Source organism: Streptomyces sp. NPDC043908, assembly GCF_056435525.1.
On sequence record NZ_JBWKEI010000001.1, the window covers coordinates 440,447 to 457,185 of the forward strand.

Annotated in this window: 21 protein-coding genes and 1 pseudogene; 14 read left to right on the forward strand and 8 right to left on the reverse strand. The window is 71.7% G+C overall.

The features are described from left to right. Position 1: 1 nt before the first annotated feature. Both AC069K_RS02065 and AC069K_RS02070 read left to right on the forward strand, forming a co-directional pair. Positions 2–772 (forward strand): ABC transporter ATP-binding protein, encoded by a 771-nt coding sequence (locus AC069K_RS02065; protein WP_478611174.1) that lies wholly within the window; start codon positions 2–4, stop codon positions 770–772. An 8-nt stretch (positions 773–780) separates the two neighbouring features. Further along, positions 781–1,791, forward strand: coding sequence for an ABC transporter substrate-binding protein (locus tag AC069K_RS02070; protein ID WP_478611177.1), 1,011 nt, complete (start codon positions 781–783; stop codon positions 1,789–1,791). Positions 1,792–1,866: 75 nt separating this feature from the next. Here AC069K_RS02070 and AC069K_RS02075 read toward each other — a convergent pair whose 3' ends face one another. The 4 genes from AC069K_RS02075 to AC069K_RS02090 all read right to left on the reverse strand — a co-directional run bounded on the left by AC069K_RS02075 (position 1,867) and on the right by AC069K_RS02090 (position 5,246). Then, the gene (locus AC069K_RS02075; RefSeq protein WP_478611994.1) at positions 1,867–3,012 is read right to left on the reverse strand and encodes an RNA polymerase sigma factor; all 1,146 of its coding nucleotides are present in this window, start codon (positions 3,010–3,012) and stop codon (positions 1,867–1,869) included. A gap of 8 nt (positions 3,013–3,020) precedes the next feature. Beyond that, entirely contained in the window at positions 3,021–3,428 is a 408-nt protein-coding gene (locus AC069K_RS02080) for a YciI family protein (RefSeq protein ID WP_365111234.1), read from the reverse strand. 190 nt (positions 3,429–3,618) lie between these two features. Continuing rightward, the gene (locus tag AC069K_RS02085) at positions 3,619–4,479 is read right to left on the reverse strand and encodes a class I SAM-dependent methyltransferase (protein WP_478611180.1); all 861 of its coding nucleotides are present in this window, start codon (positions 4,477–4,479) and stop codon (positions 3,619–3,621) included. 119 nt (positions 4,480–4,598) lie between these two features. Next, a complete protein-coding gene (locus AC069K_RS02090; RefSeq protein ID WP_365111239.1) occupies positions 4,599–5,246 on the reverse strand; it encodes a TetR/AcrR family transcriptional regulator in 648 nt (215 codons plus the stop codon). Between the two features lie 87 nt (positions 5,247–5,333). Between AC069K_RS02090 and AC069K_RS02095 the strand changes: the two genes are divergently transcribed. Both AC069K_RS02095 and eno read left to right on the forward strand, forming a co-directional pair. Beyond that, positions 5,334–6,140 carry an SDR family oxidoreductase gene (locus tag AC069K_RS02095; protein WP_478611183.1) on the forward strand — a complete coding sequence of 269 codons (807 nt, stop codon included), beginning with the start codon at positions 5,334–5,336 and terminating at the stop codon, positions 6,138–6,140. Between the two features lie 196 nt (positions 6,141–6,336). After that, complete coding sequence (eno, locus tag AC069K_RS02100) at positions 6,337–7,608, forward strand: phosphopyruvate hydratase (protein WP_365111245.1); 1,272 nt, start codon at positions 6,337–6,339, stop codon at positions 7,606–7,608. 15 nt (positions 7,609–7,623) lie between these two features. Here the strand turns inward: eno and AC069K_RS02105 are convergent, their stop codons facing one another. After that, complete coding sequence (locus tag AC069K_RS02105) at positions 7,624–8,070, reverse strand: PaaI family thioesterase (protein ID WP_365111247.1); 447 nt, start codon at positions 8,068–8,070, stop codon at positions 7,624–7,626. A 65-nt stretch (positions 8,071–8,135) separates the two neighbouring features. Between AC069K_RS02105 and AC069K_RS02110 the strand changes: the two genes are divergently transcribed. Then, on the forward strand, positions 8,136–8,564 hold the full coding sequence (locus AC069K_RS02110; protein WP_478611188.1) for a MarR family winged helix-turn-helix transcriptional regulator: 429 nt from the start codon (positions 8,136–8,138) through the stop codon (positions 8,562–8,564). Positions 8,565–8,605: 41 nt separating this feature from the next. Here the strand turns inward: AC069K_RS02110 and AC069K_RS02115 are convergent, their stop codons facing one another. Beyond that, positions 8,606–8,992, reverse strand: coding sequence for a MerR family transcriptional regulator (locus AC069K_RS02115; RefSeq protein ID WP_365111252.1), 387 nt, complete (start codon positions 8,990–8,992; stop codon positions 8,606–8,608). A gap of 81 nt (positions 8,993–9,073) precedes the next feature. On the opposite strand from AC069K_RS02115, the gene AC069K_RS02120 reads away from it, so the two are divergent. Further along, entirely contained in the window at positions 9,074–10,210 is a 1,137-nt protein-coding gene (locus tag AC069K_RS02120) for an alkene reductase (protein ID WP_478611191.1), read from the forward strand. A 44-nt stretch (positions 10,211–10,254) separates the two neighbouring features. On the opposite strand, the pseudogene AC069K_RS02125 reads toward AC069K_RS02120, so the two are convergent. Together AC069K_RS02125 and AC069K_RS02130 are read right to left on the reverse strand one after the other, a co-directional pair. Continuing rightward, positions 10,255–10,443: pseudogene (locus AC069K_RS02125) on the reverse strand (mycothiol transferase); the annotation flags it as partial. Between the two features lie 10 nt (positions 10,444–10,453). Beyond that, positions 10,454–10,681 carry a putative antibiotic biosynthesis monooxygenase gene (locus AC069K_RS02130; protein ID WP_365111257.1) on the reverse strand — a complete coding sequence of 76 codons (228 nt, stop codon included), beginning with the start codon at positions 10,679–10,681 and terminating at the stop codon, positions 10,454–10,456. 254 nt (positions 10,682–10,935) lie between these two features. On the opposite strand from AC069K_RS02130, the gene AC069K_RS02135 reads away from it, so the two are divergent. The 8 genes from AC069K_RS02135 to AC069K_RS02170 all read left to right on the forward strand — a co-directional run bounded on the left by AC069K_RS02135 (position 10,936) and on the right by AC069K_RS02170 (position 16,656). Then, the gene (locus AC069K_RS02135; protein ID WP_478611195.1) at positions 10,936–11,919 is read left to right on the forward strand and encodes an AraC-like ligand-binding domain-containing protein; all 984 of its coding nucleotides are present in this window, start codon (positions 10,936–10,938) and stop codon (positions 11,917–11,919) included. Between the two features lie 256 nt (positions 11,920–12,175). Further along, on the forward strand, positions 12,176–12,589 hold the full coding sequence (locus AC069K_RS02140) for a hypothetical protein (RefSeq protein ID WP_478611198.1): 414 nt from the start codon (positions 12,176–12,178) through the stop codon (positions 12,587–12,589). 333 nt (positions 12,590–12,922) lie between these two features. Further along, positions 12,923–14,104 carry an IMP dehydrogenase gene (locus tag AC069K_RS02145; protein WP_478611201.1) on the forward strand — a complete coding sequence of 394 codons (1,182 nt, stop codon included), beginning with the start codon at positions 12,923–12,925 and terminating at the stop codon, positions 14,102–14,104. Between the two features lie 246 nt (positions 14,105–14,350). Then, positions 14,351–14,581, forward strand: coding sequence for a chaplin (locus tag AC069K_RS02150; protein ID WP_358835821.1), 231 nt, complete (start codon positions 14,351–14,353; stop codon positions 14,579–14,581). A 467-nt stretch (positions 14,582–15,048) separates the two neighbouring features. Beyond that, positions 15,049–15,486, forward strand: a complete 438-nt coding sequence (locus AC069K_RS02155; protein ID WP_478611204.1) for a phage holin family protein — start codon at positions 15,049–15,051, stop codon at positions 15,484–15,486. Continuing rightward, positions 15,483–15,962, forward strand: a complete 480-nt coding sequence (locus tag AC069K_RS02160) for a DUF3618 domain-containing protein (RefSeq protein ID WP_478611206.1) — start codon at positions 15,483–15,485, stop codon at positions 15,960–15,962. Before AC069K_RS02155 ends, AC069K_RS02160 begins: the two co-directional genes overlap by 4 nt. A 5-nt stretch (positions 15,963–15,967) precedes the next feature. After that, the gene (locus AC069K_RS02165) at positions 15,968–16,234 is read left to right on the forward strand and encodes a DUF4235 domain-containing protein (protein WP_358835820.1); all 267 of its coding nucleotides are present in this window, start codon (positions 15,968–15,970) and stop codon (positions 16,232–16,234) included. Between the two features lie 140 nt (positions 16,235–16,374). After that, a complete protein-coding gene (locus tag AC069K_RS02170; RefSeq protein WP_365111272.1) occupies positions 16,375–16,656 on the forward strand; it encodes a hypothetical protein in 282 nt (93 codons plus the stop codon). The last annotated feature ends 83 nt before the right edge of the window (positions 16,657–16,739 follow it).

Genomic DNA, 16,739 nt, shown 5'->3' on the forward strand with positions numbered 1-16,739 from the left:
CATGCGGCTCGACATCGACGAGGTGACGATCGAGGCCTCCGGGACCCGGCTGGTGGAGGACATCCGGCTCACCGTGGACAGCGGGGCTTTCGTGGGGCTGGTCGGCCCCAACGGCAGCGGCAAGTCGACCCTGCTGCGCTGTGTGTACCGGGGTCTGCGCCCGGCCGGGGGCGCGGTACGGCTCGACGGCGACGACCTGCACACCATGGACCCGCGGGCCGTCGCCCGGGTCCTGGCGGCACTGCCGCAGGAGTCGGCGGCCCAGTTCGACTTCACCGTCGCCGAAGTGGTCGCCATGGGACGGCTGCCGCACCGCGACCGTACGGCCGCGTCCGACCGGGAGATCTGCGCCCGCGCGATGGAACGCACGGGCGTCACCCACCTCGCCGACCGCGGCGTCCTGGCCCTCTCCGGCGGCGAGAGGCAGCGCGTCCTCATCGCCCGGGCCCTGGCCCAGCAACCCCGGGTCCTGGTCCTCGACGAACCCACCAACCACCTCGACATCGCCCATCAGCTGGACGTCCTCTCCCGGGTCCGCGACAGCGGTCTGACCGTGCTCGCCGCCCTGCACGACCTCAACCTCGCCGCCGCCCACTGCGATGTCCTGTACGTCATCGACGGCGGCCGGATCGTCGCCGCCGGACCACCGCACGACGTCCTGCGACCCGATGTGCTCGCGAAGGTGTTCGGGGTCCGCGCCCACCGCGTACGCCACCCGGAAACCGGCGCCGTCCAGTTCCTGTTCGACCTGCTCACTCCCACCACCTCATGAGGACGCCCATGCGCAAGCTGCTCGCCGCCGTTGTCTGTCTCGCCGCGACCGCCACCGGCTGCGGAGCCGAGGTCGAGTCCTCCCAGGACACCAGGACCTCGGCTGTCACCTTGACCAACTGCGGCCGCCGGGTGACGTACGACAAGGTCCCCGAACGCGTCGTCACCAACGACGTCGGCATCACCGAGCTGATGTTCGCCCTCGGTCTCGAGGACCGCATGGCCGGTTTCGCCATGCCCGACGACAAGGGCGAGGTGGGCGGACTGCCCTGGAAGGGCGGCTACGACAAGGTGAAGTGGCTCTCGAAGGACCAGCTCACCAAGGAGAACGTCCTCGACGCGCGCGCCGACCTCGTCTTCGCCGGATGGAACTACGGCTTCCGCGAGGACGGCGGCTTCACGCCCGACGCCCTGAAGAAGCTCGGCATCCCCTCGTACATCCTCACCGAGTCCTGCCACAACGGCCGTACGGCGTCCTCACGCGGCATCATGCCACCGCTCGACGCCCTCTACACCGACCTGGCCAACCTGGGCAGACTGTTCGGCGTCGAGGAGCGGGCCGCCGCGCTGGTCCGCGACTTCAAGAAGCAGATCGCGGACGTACGGGCGAAGGCACCCAAGGGCGCCGACCGCCCGACGGTGTTCCTCTACGACAGCGGCCGCGACACCCCCTTCACGTCCGGCCGCTATGCCGCGCCGGAGCAGATCATCACCGAGGCGGGCGGGGTGAACGTCATGCACGACGTGGCGGACTCCTGGACCACCGTGGGGTGGGAGAGCGTCGTCGAGCGCGACCCGGACACCATCGTCATCTGCGACTACGGCGACGTGAGCGCCGAGGAGAAGAAGAAGTTCCTGCTGTCCTACGCCCCCCTGCGCAACGTCTCCGCCGTCAAGCACCGGCGTATCTTCGTCCTCGACTACGCGGACCTGGTCGAGAGCCCCCGCAACCCGTCGGCGATCGCGAGGCTGGGGGCCTATCTGCGGGCGGGGGCGGGGGCGGTGACGGGGGAGCGGTGACGGGGACGGCTCGGGCCGTCCCCCTCGTCCCCGTCCACCTCACCCCCGCCGACCAGCAGGTCTGCTGCCGTCGCGTCACCGACCTCCGCGGGTGTGGAGGCGGGCGGCCTGCCGGGTGAGGTAGTCGCGCTCCGCTAGGTTGGGTGCCTTCCGGGCGGCCTCCGCGTACAGCCGGGCCGCGGTCGCCGCGTCACCGTCGCGCTCGTGGAGATACGCGGCCACCGCGGTGTGGCGGGGCAGGGAGTCGTCCAGCCCGGCGAGCGCGGCCAGGCCGGCGCGCGGCCCGTCCGCCTCGCCGACGGCCACCGCGCGGTTGAGGCGGACGACGGGGCTGTCGGTCAGCCGGACGAGTTCGTCGTACCACTCGACGATCTGCACCCAGTCGGTCTCCTCGGCGGTGAGCGCGTCCGCGTGGAGGGCCGCGATGGCGGCCTGCGCCTGGAACTCGCCCAGCCGGTCGCGTGCGAGGGCCGCCTGGAGGATCGCCACGCCCTCGGCGATCGACGCCGTGTCCCATCGGCCCCGGTCCTGCTCGGCGAGCGGGACCAGGGCGCCGTCGGGCGCGGTGCGGGCGGCGCGCCGGGCGTGGTGGAGCAGCATGAGGGCGAGCAGGCCCGCCACCTCGGGGTGGTCGATCCGGGCGGCGAGCTGCCGGGTGAGCCGGATCGCCTCGGCCGCGAGGTCGACGTCGCCCGAGTACCCCTCGTTGAAGACCAGGTAGAGGACGCGCAGCACGGTGGCCACATCGCCCGCCCGGTCGAACCGTACGCCCGAGACGGTCCGCTTGGCCCGGCTGATGCGCTGGGCCATGGTCGCCTCGGGCACCAGATAGGCCTGGGCGATCTGAAGGGTGGTGAGCCCGCCGACGGCCCGCAGGGTGAGCGCGACGGCGGAGGCGGGCGTCAGCGACGGATGGGCGCACAGGAAGTACAGCTGGAGCGTGTCGTCGGCGGCGGGCGCGGGCCCGGACACCGGTTCCTGGTCGAGGACGTCCTCGCGCCGACGGCGGGCCGTGTCCGCCCGTACCTGGTCGAGGAACTTGCGCCAGGCGACGGTGACCAGCCACCCCTTGGGATCGCGCGGCGGATCTGCGGGCCAGACGCGGACGGCTTCGACGAGTGCGTCCTGTACGGCGTCCTCGGCCGCCGCGAAGTCGGCTCCGCGGCGGACGAGGACGGTGAGCACACCAGGCGTGAGGCTCCTGAGCAGGGCCTGGTCCATGGGTGAGGTCACTCCGTGACGGTGGGAGGGGCGGCGAGGAACGGGCGCAGCTCCAGCCACTCGTGGATCGGCTTCCCGCCGGCCCCCGGGGCGGCGGACAGCTCGCCGGCCAGTTCCACGGCCCGCTCGTAGCTGTCGACGTCGATGACCATCCAGCCGGCGATGAGCTCCTTGGTCTCGGCGAACGGCCCGTCGGTGACCGGCGGGCGCCCCTCGCCGTCGTACCGGACGAAGGTCCCCTCGGGGGCCAGTGCCTGGGCGTCGACGAACTCCCCGGTCTTCTCCAGCCGGTCGGCGAAGTCGTGCATGAACCGCATGTGTGCCGAGATCTCCTCCGGCGTCCACTCGGCCATCGGCACGCAGTTGACGGGGTCCGGGGCGCCGCGGTAGTGCTTCAGCAGCAGGTACTTGGCCATGGTGGCTCTCCTCGGTAGTGGTGCGGCCCATTGTGGTCGCGTTCACTACGGGGACGGAGCCGGGTACGGCTTCTCGACATCGTCGGCGAAAAAAGTTTTCGCGGGTGTGCCGGGGGCGGTCGGAGGGTGTCCCGGGGCGTGCGGGCAGGCGGGCGAGGGGCCGGCGGCCGTGGCCCGCCCCGCGTACGGCTCAGGGCCGGGTGGCCACGCAGATGTTGTACCGCCAGGTCTCCTGGTGCCGGTACATCTCCACCCCGCTCATCGCGTTGACCAGGCTGTCGCCGCGCCCCACGGCGCGCGCCGCCGCGTACGGAAGCCGGCCAAGCACCGAGAAGCAGCGCAGCATGGGCAGCATCTTCTCCGTCGCGTCGTAGGCCGATTCGACGGCGAAACCGGTCTCCTGGAGAAGCCGTTCGAGGTGCCCGTGGGTCATCGTGAGCATGCCCGGCATGCCGGAGAGCTCGCAGACCCGCACGAGCGCGGACCGCGCGTGCGGCAGCAGATCGTCCTGCGGGGTGCTCGAGTACTCGCACATCACGAGCTTCCCGCCCGGGCGCAGCACACGGAAGAACTCGGCGAGCCCCTGCCCGGGGTCGGGCGAGTGGACGAAGGACTCCATGGTGTAGACGCCGTCGAACGACGCGTCCGGGAACGGCAGCGCGTGGTAGTTGGCCACGAGGAAACGGGTCCGCCCCCTCGGGACGCCGGCACGCGCCGACCGCTGCTGTGCGATCGCGACGTCCGGCTCGATCCCGTCGACCCCGGTGACGTAGGCCCTGCCCACGCGCGCGACCGTGCGCGCCGTGTCCCCGACCCCGCACCCGGCGTCGAGCACCGAGGCCGCCGCGGGCAGGTCCAGCCTGCGGGCCACGACGACTTCCATGCGCCGCATCGCCGCGGTGAAGTCCCAGGGGGAGTGGCCCGGCTCGTACCACCCGAAGTGACGCGTGCGGCCGAGCAGCGCCGTGTACCCGAAGCGTGAGCCGAACGCCCGGTAGTACGGCAGGACGTGGTGCCGGTAGTGGACGTCGGTCTCGGTCACTTGGGTCATCGCTCGACTCCTGGTCAGTAGCCCCGTCCCACCCGAGGTCTCCAGGGAGAGCAACGACCATGCGCCTTCCGGGTCACCGGGCGCCCCACCGCGTGGCCCTGTTACCGACGCGCGGGGCGTCAGGGGTGCGGCCGGTCGGACGTCGGACCCGGCGTCCGGGTCCCCGGCCACGCCGCGAGCGCCAGTTCCGCGGTCTCGTGCAGTTCCTCCGTCGTGGCGCCGTCCAGGGACCGCTGGGACATGCCCTGGATGATGGTCGCGAAGTACGCGGCCAGCGCCCGCGGCCGGGCGTCGGCGGGCAGCTCCCCCGAAGACTGCGCCTCGCGCAGCCGGTTCTCGAAGGTCGTCAGGTTCGCGTTGCGCAAAGTACGCAGGAACGCGGCCACCTCGGCGTCCTGCCGCGTGACATTGGTCGCCGCGGTGATGGTCAGGCACCCGGCCGGGTGGGAGGGGTCGGAGTAGATCTCCGCCGCCTCGCGCAGGATGCGGGCGAACGCGCCGTACGCCGTGGGCTCCTCCTCCAGCGCCACCCCCATGAAGGCGCCGGCCGGTGACCGTCCGTAGCTCCCCACCACCTCCTTGAACAGGGACTTCTTGTCCCCGAACGCCGCGTAGAGGCTGCCCGGCTTGATGCCGAGGGCTTCGGTCAGGTCGCCGATGGAGGTGCATTCGTAGCCGCGTTCCCAGAACAGCCGGGTGGCGGCCGTCAGGGCCTCGGCACGGTCGAAGGTCCGGGGGCGCCCTCGCTTCGCGGGTGTCTCGCTCATGCCTTCATTTTAGAGCGGCCACTCAACAAACGTGTTAGGTTTTTTCTTGAGCGATCCACCAACAATGAGCGGAGGCGGTCAACCACCATGCGTACGCGGCAGCTTGAGGGCAGGCTTCAGGACAAGATCGCGCTGGTCACCGGCGGCAGCAGGGGCATAGGCCGGGCCATCGCGGAACGCCTCGCCGGGGACGGCGCCCTGGTCGCCCTGACCTACACCACCGACGAACAGGCGGCGCGGGACGTGGTCGCCCGGATCGAGAAGAGCGGCGGCCGGGCCGTCGCCCTGCGGGCCACGCTCGGGCAGCACGGCGACGCGGCGGACCTGTGGGCGGCCTTCGATGCCGAGATCGCCGCGTACGTGCCCGATGGGCGCGCTACCGGTACCGGGACCGGCGTCGACATCATCGTCAACAACGCCGGCATCGGTCGCAGCTCCGACCTGGCCGGGCTGACGGAGCCGGACTTCGACGAGGTCTTCGCCGTCAACGTGCGGGCCCCGTTCTTCATCGTCCAGCACGGCCTGCCCCGTCTGCGCGACGGCGGCCGGATCATCAACATCTCCAGTGGCGCGGCCCGCCTGGCGATGCCGGAGATCATCGCCTACAGCGCGACGAAGAGCGCCCTGGACAACTTCACCATGAACCTCGCCAAGGCCCTCGGGCCCCGGGGAATCACGGTGAACTCGGTGGCTCCGGGGATCATCGACACGGACGTCAACGCCTCGTGGCTGCGCGACAACCCGCAGGCCGAAGCCCAGGCGGCGGCTCTGGCGGCCCTGGGCCGCGTGGGGCAGCCGGAGGACGTGGCCGACATCGTCGCCTTCCTCGCCTCGGACGACGCCCGCTGGGTGACCGGACGAGTCGTCGACGCCACCGGGGGATCGGGCCTGTGAGCGTGCACGCGGAGGGGCGGTGCCCCGGACGTACCGCCCCTCCGCGTGCCCGCCGAGCCGCCTGAGCTGCGCCCCCGACCCCCTCGCGCCCATCATGGGGAGGAGGAACGCGATCGGGCGTGCTGGACAAGAGCAGGACATCAGCACGGTCGAGAGGGGGCCGACGGCAACGGGGGCGCACCACCGGAAAGGCACCATGGCATCCATCGAATCCGTCCACGCACGGCAGGTCCTGGACTGCAAGCACCGCCCCATGGTCGAGGTCGAGGTCCGGACCTCCACCGGCCACCTGGGGCGGGGAGCCGGCCCCACCGGTCTGTCGGTCGGGATGCACGAGGCGGTCGTCCTCAGGGACGAGGACCCCGGCACGTACGACGGGCTCAGCGTCCACCGGGCCGTGGACAACGTGCACAGCCTGATCGCCCCGGCCCTGGTCGGCCGGGACGTCGGCGATCAGGCGGCGCTCGACGGTGTGATGATCGAACTCGACGGGACCGACCGCAAGTCCCGGCTCGGCGGCAACGCCGTCTACTCGGTCTCCGTCGCCTGCCTGCGCGCGGCGGCCGCCGTCGCCGGTGAGCCCGTCTACCGCACCGTCGCCCGTACCGACCTCACCACCGTGCCGGTGCCGAGTTTCAACGTCGTCAACGGCGGCCGGTACGGCGACGTGGTCCAGGCGTTCAACGAGTTCATCATCGTGCCGTACGGGGCCGCGGACATCGCCGAAGCCGTCGAGACCGGCATCCGCGTCTTCGACCGGCTGGGCCCGGTCATCGAGAAGTACACCGGCGCACCCGCCGGCGTCGCCCCCTCGTACGGCTACTGCGCGCCCAGCGACGACCCGCGCGTCGTCCTCGAACTGATCCAGGAGGCCGTCGACACCTCCGGATGCGCCGACACGGTGGCCTACGCCCTCGACTGCGCCTCCAGCGAGATGTACGACGCGTCGACGCGCTCCTACGAGCTCAAGGGCGATCGGGTCTCCGCCGCCGAACTCATCGACTACACCGGCGCGTTGACCAAGGATTTCGACATCCTCTTCGTCGAGGACCTGTTGGACCAGAACGACTGGGACGGCTTCGCCCACGCCGTCTCCCGGCTCAGCCGCACCCTCGTGCTCGGGGACGACCTCATCGCCACCAGCCGGGGCCGCCTGGACCGGGCGCTCGCGGCCCGGGCGGTCGACGGCTTCATCCTCAAACCCAACCAGGTCGGCACCATCACCGAAGCCCTCGCCACCTACGACGACGCCGTCCGCAACGGTCTGGTCGCCGTCCCCTCCGGCCGTTCCGGTGGCGTGATCGACGACATCGTCATGGACCTCTCCATCGGACTGCAGGCACCCTTCCAGAAGAACGGGGCACCGCGTACGGGTGAGCGCATCGAGAAGCTGAACTTCCTGCTGCGGGCCGCCGACACCATCCCCGACTGCCGGCTCGCGGACCTCCAGCACATCGTCCGCTTCTGACCCGCCCCCGCCTCCCTAGGCGGCGGGCCCCGGCGGTGTGGCGGTGTCCGCGACGGCGATGGTGCCCTGGGCGATCGCGCAGAGCGTCTCGGTGCCGTCGGAGTCCAGCAGGACCACCTCGCAACGGCACACGACCCGGGTACGGCCGGGGCGTACGACCTGGGCCCTGGCGCGCAGCACCGTGCCGCGGGCGGGGCGCAGGTAGTCGATCGTGTAACCGGCGGTGAGGAGCGCGGGGCCGGCGACCGTACCGGCGGCGAAGGTGAGCGCGTTGTCGGCCGCGTAGCTCAGGACGCCGCCGTGGACGAACCCGTTCTGCTGCCGCAGTTCGTCCCGCACGTCGAGCTCCAGGACGGCGACGCCGTCCGCGAAGGCCGTCAGCCGGGCGCCCAAGTAGACGCTGAAGGGCTGGGAGGCCAGCACCTTCCGGGCCAGCTCCAGATTCAGGGTGTCCGCGTCCACGTCGACCTCACTTCACCAGTGGAGTGAGCATGGCGCCACCGGGATCCTGCTGTCAAGATCGGACCATGCCCCCTGAGTCCGACCCGCGCCTTTTCTTCCTCCTGCAACGCGCCGCCCACACCCTGCGCCTCACGGCGGACCGCCGCTGCCTGGCCGCCGCCGGGGTCACCACGGCCCAGCTCGGGGCCCTGTTCGCGGTGCGGGACCGGCCGGGCCTGAGCCAGCGGGACCTAGCCCGCACCCTCGGCCTGCGCGAGTCCGCGGTGCCACCCCTGGTCACCCGGCTCACCACCGCGGGGCTCGTGACCAAGCGCGCCCACCCCCGAGAACACCGGGCCGTCGTCCTGGAGTTGACGGACGCGGGCACGGTGGCGCTGGACGCCGCGGGTCCGGAGATCGAGCGGTTCAATGCCGACATGCGCGATCTCCTCGGCGCGGAGGGCTTCACCCGGACTGCCGCCGCGCTCCACACACTGGCGCACTGGCAGGCGTAGCGGCCTCGCCGCCAGGGCGCCGACGAACGAGGCGTCCGCTCCTACCCCGCCGTCGCCGGCGTCGCCCCGCGTGGCTGTGTGGCCAGGTCCATGACCTCGTCCAGGACATCCCGGGAGCGCAGCAGATCCGCGATGAGCCGGTCGATCCGGCGGCGCTCCTCGGCGAGTTCGGCGACCAGTCGTTCGGTCGCCCGCGCGGAGGGCCCGCCGTCCGCGTCCCGCATGCAGGGCAACAGGGCGGCGATCTTGGTGCTGTTGAGGCCCGCCGCGTACAGGGCCTGAACGCGGATGACCCGGTCGACCGCCCACTCGCCGAACTCGCGGTGGCCGCCGGGAGTCCGCTCGGCGGTGAGGAGGCCCTGCTTCTCGTAGTAGCGCAAGGAGCGTTCGCTCACGCCCGTACGCGCCGCCAGTTCTCCGATCCGCATGCCTTCTCCTGTCCGTGACGGGACCGCACCGCCCCGTCGCCTCTTGAACCTGACACCGGTGTCAACTTCTACCGTACGGACATGACGCAGACAACAGTGAACTCCGCTCTCTTCGCCCCCACCCGCCTCGGCTCCCTGGACCTCCCCAACCGGCTCGTCATGGCACCGCTCACCCGCAACCGGGCGGGCGCCGACGGCGTTCCGGGGGATCTGATGGTCACGCAGTACGCCCAGCGGGCCTCGGCCGGACTGATCATCGCCGAAGGCACCACCCCGAACGCCGTGGGGCAGACCTACCCCAACATCCCCGGGATCCACAGTGCGGCGCAGACAGCGGGATGGAGGCGGGTCACCGACGCGGTACGTGCCGCAGGCGGCAGGATGTTCCTCCAACTCCAGCACGGGGGACGGGTGGGCCACCCGGACAACAGCGGGCTCACACCGGTGGCCCCCTCGCCGGTCGCCCTGCCGGAAACCATCCACACGCCCACCGGGCGCAGGCCCTCGGTGGTGCCCCGCGCCATGACCGTCGAGGACATCCACGCCACGGTCGCCGACTTCGCCCAGGCCGCCCGCAACGCGGTCGACGCGGGCTTCGCCGGGGTCGAGGTGCACGCCGCCAACGGGATGCTGGTGCACCAGTTCATGGCCGAGAACACCAACCGGCGCGACGACGCCTACGGTGGTCCGGTCTCGCGCCGCGTCCGCTTCGCCGTCGAGGTGACGCGAGCCGTGGCCGACGCGATCGGGGCGGAACGTACGGGGTTGCGGATCTCGCCGGCGAACACCGTCAACGGGATCGAGGAAGGCGACACCACGCGCATCTACACCGAGCTCATCGCGGCTCTGGCGGACCTCGACCTCGCGTATCTGCACCTGGAACTTGCCGATCCGGACCAGCCCGTCTTCGCCCTCGTCCGCGCCAACTGGACCGGCCCCCTCATGGCCAACCCGAACCTCGGCTGGCCCGCCCCCCTGCCCGCCGACGGCGGCCGGAGCGCGGCCGAGCGCCTGCTCACCGCGGGCGCGGACGTGATCGCCCTGGGCCGCGCGTTCCTCGCCAACCCCGACCTGGTCGAGCGCCTGCGCAGCGGCGCTCCCCTGAACGCGGTGCGGGACAAGTACACGATGTACGTGGGCGGGCCGACCGGGTACACCGACTACCCCACGTTGAACGAGACCGCCGACCGGCTGCTCGGGGCGGGGCGGGTTGCTTGACGGTGGTCCCACCGGTTCGCCGGTCGGCGGTATGCGTACCTCGGTCAACGGCCCGTGGAGCCGTCGATCAGTTCGCGGAGGATGTCCGCGTGGCCCGCGTGACGGCCGGTCTCCTCGATCATGTGCGTCAGTGCCCACCGGAGGCTGGGGCCGGGGCGACCCGACCCCGGCCGGGGGAGGGGCGCGCCCAGGTCGGTGCACCCGTCGAGAACGCCGTTCGCGCGCTCGGCTGTTCGCAGACGGTCAGCGCCGGGCCAGCGCGGCGTTCGCCTTCGTCAGCAACGGGATGAGGACGTAGGCGGCGACGGGCACGACTATCACGGTCAGTATCAACGTCCGCAGCAGGAGCGGCAGATGGGCCGTGGTGGGACCGATCAGGCCGAGGACGAGGGTGATGGTCGGGTAGACGGCCAGCCAGGTGATCACGGCGCGGCGGTGGATGGACGGAGCGGCGGGCTGGCGCGCGGACATGGTTCCTCCTGGTCGGGGTGGAGACTTGATCTCCAGCCATCAGGGGGAGTCTGGTATGCGCCCGGCTTCCCTGTCCAACCCTTCGACGGGGGTGGGTCCGGGGTCGTGGCCTGGCCCGACAGTGCCTGCCCGAACCGCGGCCCCACCGGCCATTCCGGGCGACGGCCCGGCCATGTTTCGGCGTGCTCATGGCCCCCTTACCCGCCCATGAGCACGGTTGGTGTACGAGCAGGAGTCTCTCGGGAGGGCAGCTCATGGCGTACACCTACTTCGACACCGCAGGCCTGCCGCAGGAGGAGCAGTTCACCTGGTGGCGCGAGGCCGTCGGGCGGGGCGTGGCGCCGGTGCACATCACCAGCGACGCCGCCGGCTTCGACGGGAGCATCGGCACCCTTTCCCTGGGGCGACTGCACCTCACGACGATGTGCTTTCCCGAACTGTGCTCCGAGCGGACGCCCGCACTCGTGCGCCGGAGCGATCCGGAGAGCTATGAACTCGCCCTCATCCTGGGCGGATCCATGGCCGTCTCCCAAAGCCGCAGCGAAGCCCGGCTCGGTGCCGGTGACTTCGCGATCTGGTCGTCCTCGTCCCCGTACCGGGGTGTGGCCGGCTGCGAACCGGGCGACGACGGCTCACGGGCGATCGTGCTCAACCTGCCGCGCGCTCTGGTCCCCGTCCCCGAGGCCAAGCTCCGCGCCGTACTCGCCCGCACGCTGTCCGCCACGAACGGCATGGGCCGGATACTCGCCCAATACCTGGTCTCCGTGGCCCGCGAGGCTCCGGAGCTGAGCGAACAGGACAGCGTCCGCCTGGGCGTGACCAGCCTGGACCTGGCCGCCGGGTTCCTGGCGGAACAGGCCGACGCGGCGGCACGCCTGCCCGCGGAGACCCGGCAACAGCTCCTCCTGGCCCGTATCGACGTCTTCCTCCAGGACAACCTGGCCGATCCCCGACTCGACCCGGCGGCCGTCGCCGCCCATCACCACATCTCCGTACGGCGGTTGCACCAGCTCTTCCGCGACCACGACGAGACGGTGGCCGTCTCGATCCGCCGTCGGCGGTTGGAGGCCTGTCGCGCCGACCTGGCCGACCCGGCTCTTCGGCACGTGTCGGTACGCGACATCGCCCGGCGCCGGGGAATGGACAGCCCCGAGAGTTTCAGCCGGGCCTTCCGCGCCGCTTACGGAGTGACCCCGGGCGAACACAGGCGCGCGGCCGTCGCGAGCGGGCCGCTCTGAACGCCGCGTACCTCACTACCGTGACGGCGCCCCGCGGTGCGCGCAATGCCAAGGATTCCTGCTCCCGGTGTCAATGACGCGGATCGCCGCCGGTGGAAACAATGGTGCCGCGCTTGAGAGTTCCGGTGCCACCGGCGTACCGGTACACCGTCCTGGCAGTGCGTGCGGCGCCACGGGGGCCTCGGCCTCGTACCGGGCACCCAAGTGCTCAGGGCCGCCGCCCGCCTCCAGGACCTTCGCGGACAGGACAGGGGACATGATGAAAAGACGCAACGGCCTCAGGGCGCTCGCGGCGGCGGGGGTGGTCACCGCTGCGGTGATCGGCGCCGCGCCCTCGGCCTCCGCCCAGGGGGAGATCATCTTCGACGGGTGGAAGACCTACCAGGCGTTCGTCGGCTGCGAGGGGTGGCTCGACGGCGGGCACGAGGTGGGCACCGGCGAGGCACACGTCCGCGGCGCGTTCAAGCTCGGCCCCAGCACCCGGGGCACCACCTGCAAGGGCTGGCTGGAGCGGCGGACCTCGTCCAGCGCGCCCTGGCAGCGGATCTCGGACATCCACACCGCCAGCGGCACCACCTACTGGTACTACGACGGCGGCACCTACCAGGCACGCGTCTGCGTCGGTGACCTGCTCTACTCCAACTCCTACTCCTGCGAGGGCTACTGGTAGTACCGACTGACCCCGGGGGGGCGTCCAGCCGGGGGGATGGGGGAGGGGGCCGACGTGGGCGTCGCCCCCGGAGAGCCCCGGCGGCCGGTCCGGTCGCCGGGGCGTCCGCGTCGCGTCCGCCCGAGGACCACGATTCGTACAACTGCCGGACCAGCCGCTATGGTTCCTGGTCACGACCGCACCCCGTTCGATCCACGGGCCGGTCAGGGCTCTGCCGCGGCCGGTGGCATCTCCAACGGCTGCTGTGCCGGTCTCTGCCTGCCCAGGCCCTGGAACACGGGGGCGATCACGGCGGGGCCAGTCGGGCCCCGGCCGACGGGTCAGGAGGAACGAGTGGCACAGGTCATCGCCGAGGTCTCACGGACGTTCAACGAGTTCCTGCTCTTGCCGAACCGGACGCGGACCGACACCTCGGCCGCGACCGTGGACCTGCGCACGCCGCTGGTGCGGCACATCGCCGGCGAGGCTTCGGCGATCGAGCTGCACACCCCGTTCACCTCCGCGATCATGCAGGCCGTCAGCACCCCCGAGCTGGCCATCGCCCTCGCGCGCAACGGCGGTCTCAGCTTCCTGCACCACAACCAGCCCATCCAGGACCAGGTCGCGGCGGTCCGCCAGGTGAAGAACGGCAAGGCCGGTACCGCCACCAGCGACACCGACGTCCGGTCCGACAACAGCCTGGGCCACCCGCTCGTGGACGCGGCCGAGCGGCTGCGCGTCGGGGCGGGCATCAACACGCACGACTACCAGCAGCGCGTCCCGGCCCTTCTGGAGGCGGGCGCGGACGCGCTGTGCTTCGACTCCTCCGACGGCTACAGCGACTGGCAGGCGCAGGCCCTGACCTGGGTGAAGAAGCACTATCCGGAGATCCCGGTGGGCGGCGGCAACGTGGTCGACGGTGAGGCGTTCACCTTCCTCGCCGAGGCGGGCGCCGACTTCGTCAAGGTCGGGGTGGGCGGCGGCTCCATCTGCATCACCCGGGACCAGAAGGGCATCGGCCGCGGCCAGGCCAGCGCCGTCCTGGACGTCGCGGCGGCCCGGGACGCGTTCCGCGAACGCACCGGGGAGTACGTGCCGATCTGCTCCGACGGCGGTCTGGCGCACGACTACCACGTGGCCCTGGCCCTGGCGATGGGAGCCGACTTCGTCATGATGGGGCGGTACTTCGCACGCTTCGACCAGGCGGCCGGCGCGAAGCTGCCCACCCGCGACGGCTTCGTGAAGGAGTACTGGGGCGAGGGCTCCAACCGGGCCCGCAACTGGCAGCGTTACGGCCAGGGAGGGCAGGGGTTGCTCTTCGAGGAGGGCGTGGACGGATACGTACCGTACGCGGGCGACCTCGACGAAGGGCTCGCCCTGACCGTCGCCAAGCTCAGGACCACCATGGTCTCGTGCGGCTCCAGGACCCTGCCGGAGTTCCGGTCCACGGCCCGGCTGACGCTCGTCTCGGACCAGAGCTTCCAGGAGAGCCACGCCAACGTCACCGTGCGGGACACCCCGGTGACCGTTTCCTGACGGTGGCGGTGGCGGCCGACCTCTCGCCGGGGAGGGTGAGTGCGACGGAGTACGCACCGGCGGTACCGATCCGCTGCCCTTCCGGCGTCACGGCGAACAGGCTCCCCGACCACCGTGGGGGAACACCGACTCGATCGGGTCGTGGAGGGTGACCTGGAGGGCGGGTGCGGCGTTGTGGTGGATGTCCCGGCCGTCCGGCGGGGGCTCTGCTCGTTCTCTTGTGCAAGGAGTTTCTCTGTGTCTTCGATGCTGAAGCTGTCCGCTACGGTTCTCGCCGCCGGCGCGGCGGTTGCCGGCGGTGCCTCGGTGGCCTCCGCGGACGCGGGCGCCCACGGTGCCGCGACGCACTCCCCGGGTGTGCTGTCGGGGAACCTGGTGCAGGTCCCCGTGCACGTGCCCATCAACGTGTGCGGCAACTCCATCAACGTGATCGGGCTGCTCAACCCGGCGTTCGGGAACGTCTGCGTCAACGACTGACCTCGCCCGTCCGACCGTTTCCCCGGGCTGCGCCGACCGGCGCCCCGGGAAACGCGTGTGCCGGCCCGCTCGGATGTGCTGAGCGGGCCGGCTTTTGTGCGCCCCGCAGCCCCACACCGCCGAGCACACACAGGACAAGCCGACCGGGGCCGCCGCCGCGGCGTCCCAGAGGCTCCACCGTGCGGGTAACCCGTATCCGGTGGGGTAACCCCGCCGAGCCGTGGTTCTTGAGGCTCCTGGGGGCCGTTCGTGCGTTGCCGCTGGTGGGAGCCTTGTGGCGAGGGTCGAGCTCCGTCCTGGACGAGGTGGTCGTGTGCGCGCCGCGCCCCTCGGACCCCTTGTGCGGATGTTTTCTGCGCCGACTGCGTCATTCACCCACTGAACTGCGATGTTCGGGGTACTCGCGGGCCATGGGAAGGGCCGGACCGCCCGGCCCGCAGGAACGAGAGCGACGGGAGGTGACCGCCATGACGGGCACGCATCCGAAGGAAACCGGGTTCGACCACAGCCCGCGCCACTCCGGGCAGGAGCCGGTGAGCGAGCTGGTGCACCGGGCTTCGCAGCAGTTGACGGAGCTGGTGCGCGGGGAAATGCGCCTGGCGCAGGCGGAGATGAAGGAGAAGGGCAAGCGTTACGGCAAGGGCGGCGGGCTCTTCGGCGGCGCCGGAGTGGTCGGCTTCCTGATGCTCCAGGCGCTGGTGGCCTCCGCCATCGCGGCGCTGGCCGTGCCCCTGCCCGTGTGGGCCGCGGCGCTGATCGTGACCGCCGTGCTGGGGGTGATCGCCGCCGTGCTCGCCCTCAGTGGGAAGAAGCAGGTCAGCCAGGCCGCACCGCCCGTTCCTGAACAGGCGATCGAGAACGTGAAGGCCGACGTGGCCGAGATCAAGGAGAGCGCACAGCGATGACCCAGCGACCCCAGGACAAGCCCGCGGACGCAGGTCCCGAGGAACTGCGCGAGCAGGTCGAGCACACCCGCGCCGAACTCGGCGAGACGGTCGAGGCGCTCGCCGCCAAGACAGACGTCAAGGCCCGTGCCCAGGAGAAGGCGGGCGCCGTCAAGGAACAGGCCGCGGTCAAGGCCGGTGCCGTCAAGGAACAGGCCGCCGTCAAGGCCGACGAGCTGAAGACCAAGGCCGCGGACCTGGTCCATCAGGCGCAGGACAAGGTGCCCGACCCGGTCAAGGACAAGGCCGCGCAGGCGGCCGATGCGGCCCGCGCGACGGCCGCGCAGGCCGGCCGGCTCTGGCACGAGACCGCCCCCGAACCCGTACAGCACAAGACCGCCCAGGGTGCGCGGCTCGCGCGCGAGAACCGCACGCTGCTGCTGGCGGCCGCCGGGGCGGCCGCGCTGGTGTGGCTGGCCTGCCGCCGGAAGGGGTGAGCTCGATGAAGGCGTCGAAAATCGTCTACAAGCCGGTCGGTCTGGCCCTCGGAGCCGTCAGCGGTCTGCTGGCCAGTGCTCTGTTCAAGCAGGCGTGGAAGGTCCTCGGCCACGACGAGGACGCGCCGGACGCCACCGACGAAGAGCGCACGTGGAGCGAAGTGGTGCTGGCCGCGGCGTTGCAGGGCGCGATCTTCGCCACGGTCAAGGCCGCCGTCGACCGCGGGGGAGCGACCGCGACCCGCCGTCTGACCGGCACCTGGCCCGGCTGAGCGAGCCACCGGGCCACCCGGGGGGCGTCGGCCGTACGCGAGCCGGCGCCCCCTTCGGCATGTCCCCGGCCGTACCGCGCGGGGCACCCGCGATCGTAGGGCCGCGGCACGGGAACGTCTTCACCGACCCGCTCCGGGTCATGCGCCGCTCCCCGGCGTTCACCGAGGCGCTGCGCCAGTCGCGGGACCGGGTGCGCGAGACCTGCACCGGATGCCGGTACTTCGGCTCCTGCTCCGGGTTCTTCGCGGCCGAGTCCACCCCCGAGCAACGCCTGCGGGACCCGGTGACGGGCGTGTCCCTGTGCGGGGTGGTGCTGCCGGTGCAGCGGTACATCGAGGAACGGCTCATCGGCCTCGGGCTCGTGGACACCGTCACCCACCGGCTGGACCGTGCCCTGCTGGAGCGGCGGGCGCTGCACTGAAACCGGCGCCCCGGCGGGGCCCGCACCCCGGCCCGGCACCCGGGCCGGGGTGCGGCGGACACGGGGGTGGTGCCTCACCCGTC

Coding starts and splice junctions, on each gene's coding strand:
- AC069K_RS02080 (WP_365111234.1), bottom strand. CDS start 3,428: ATGGCCAAGTACCTGCTGCTGAAGCACTACCGCGGCGCCCCGGACCCC.
- AC069K_RS02070 (WP_478611177.1), top strand. CDS start 781: ATGCGCAAGCTGCTCGCCGCCGTTGTCTGTCTCGCCGCGACCGCCACC.
- AC069K_RS02065 (WP_478611174.1), top strand. CDS start 2: ATGCGGCTCGACATCGACGAGGTGACGATCGAGGCCTCCGGGACCCGG.
- AC069K_RS02095 (WP_478611183.1), top strand. CDS start 5,334: ATGCGTACGCGGCAGCTTGAGGGCAGGCTTCAGGACAAGATCGCGCTG.
- AC069K_RS02120 (WP_478611191.1), top strand. CDS start 9,074: ATGACGCAGACAACAGTGAACTCCGCTCTCTTCGCCCCCACCCGCCTC.
- AC069K_RS02160 (WP_478611206.1), top strand. CDS start 15,483: ATGACCCAGCGACCCCAGGACAAGCCCGCGGACGCAGGTCCCGAGGAA.
- AC069K_RS02075 (WP_478611994.1), bottom strand. CDS start 3,012: ATGGACCAGGCCCTGCTCAGGAGCCTCACGCCTGGTGTGCTCACCGTC.
- AC069K_RS02115 (WP_365111252.1), bottom strand. CDS start 8,992: ATGCGGATCGGAGAACTGGCGGCGCGTACGGGCGTGAGCGAACGCTCC.
- AC069K_RS02135 (WP_478611195.1), top strand. CDS start 10,936: ATGGCGTACACCTACTTCGACACCGCAGGCCTGCCGCAGGAGGAGCAG.
- AC069K_RS02085 (WP_478611180.1), bottom strand. CDS start 4,479: ATGACCCAAGTGACCGAGACCGACGTCCACTACCGGCACCACGTCCTG.
- AC069K_RS02090 (WP_365111239.1), bottom strand. CDS start 5,246: ATGAGCGAGACACCCGCGAAGCGAGGGCGCCCCCGGACCTTCGACCGT.
- AC069K_RS02110 (WP_478611188.1), top strand. CDS start 8,136: ATGCCCCCTGAGTCCGACCCGCGCCTTTTCTTCCTCCTGCAACGCGCC.
- AC069K_RS02140 (WP_478611198.1), top strand. CDS start 12,176: ATGATGAAAAGACGCAACGGCCTCAGGGCGCTCGCGGCGGCGGGGGTG.
- AC069K_RS02170 (WP_365111272.1), top strand. CDS start 16,375: ATGCGCCGCTCCCCGGCGTTCACCGAGGCGCTGCGCCAGTCGCGGGAC.
- AC069K_RS02150 (WP_358835821.1), top strand. CDS start 14,351: ATGCTGAAGCTGTCCGCTACGGTTCTCGCCGCCGGCGCGGCGGTTGCC.
- eno (WP_365111245.1), top strand. CDS start 6,337: ATGGCATCCATCGAATCCGTCCACGCACGGCAGGTCCTGGACTGCAAG.
- AC069K_RS02155 (WP_478611204.1), top strand. CDS start 15,049: ATGACGGGCACGCATCCGAAGGAAACCGGGTTCGACCACAGCCCGCGC.
- AC069K_RS02165 (WP_358835820.1), top strand. CDS start 15,968: ATGAAGGCGTCGAAAATCGTCTACAAGCCGGTCGGTCTGGCCCTCGGA.
- AC069K_RS02130 (WP_365111257.1), bottom strand. CDS start 10,681: ATGTCCGCGCGCCAGCCCGCCGCTCCGTCCATCCACCGCCGCGCCGTG.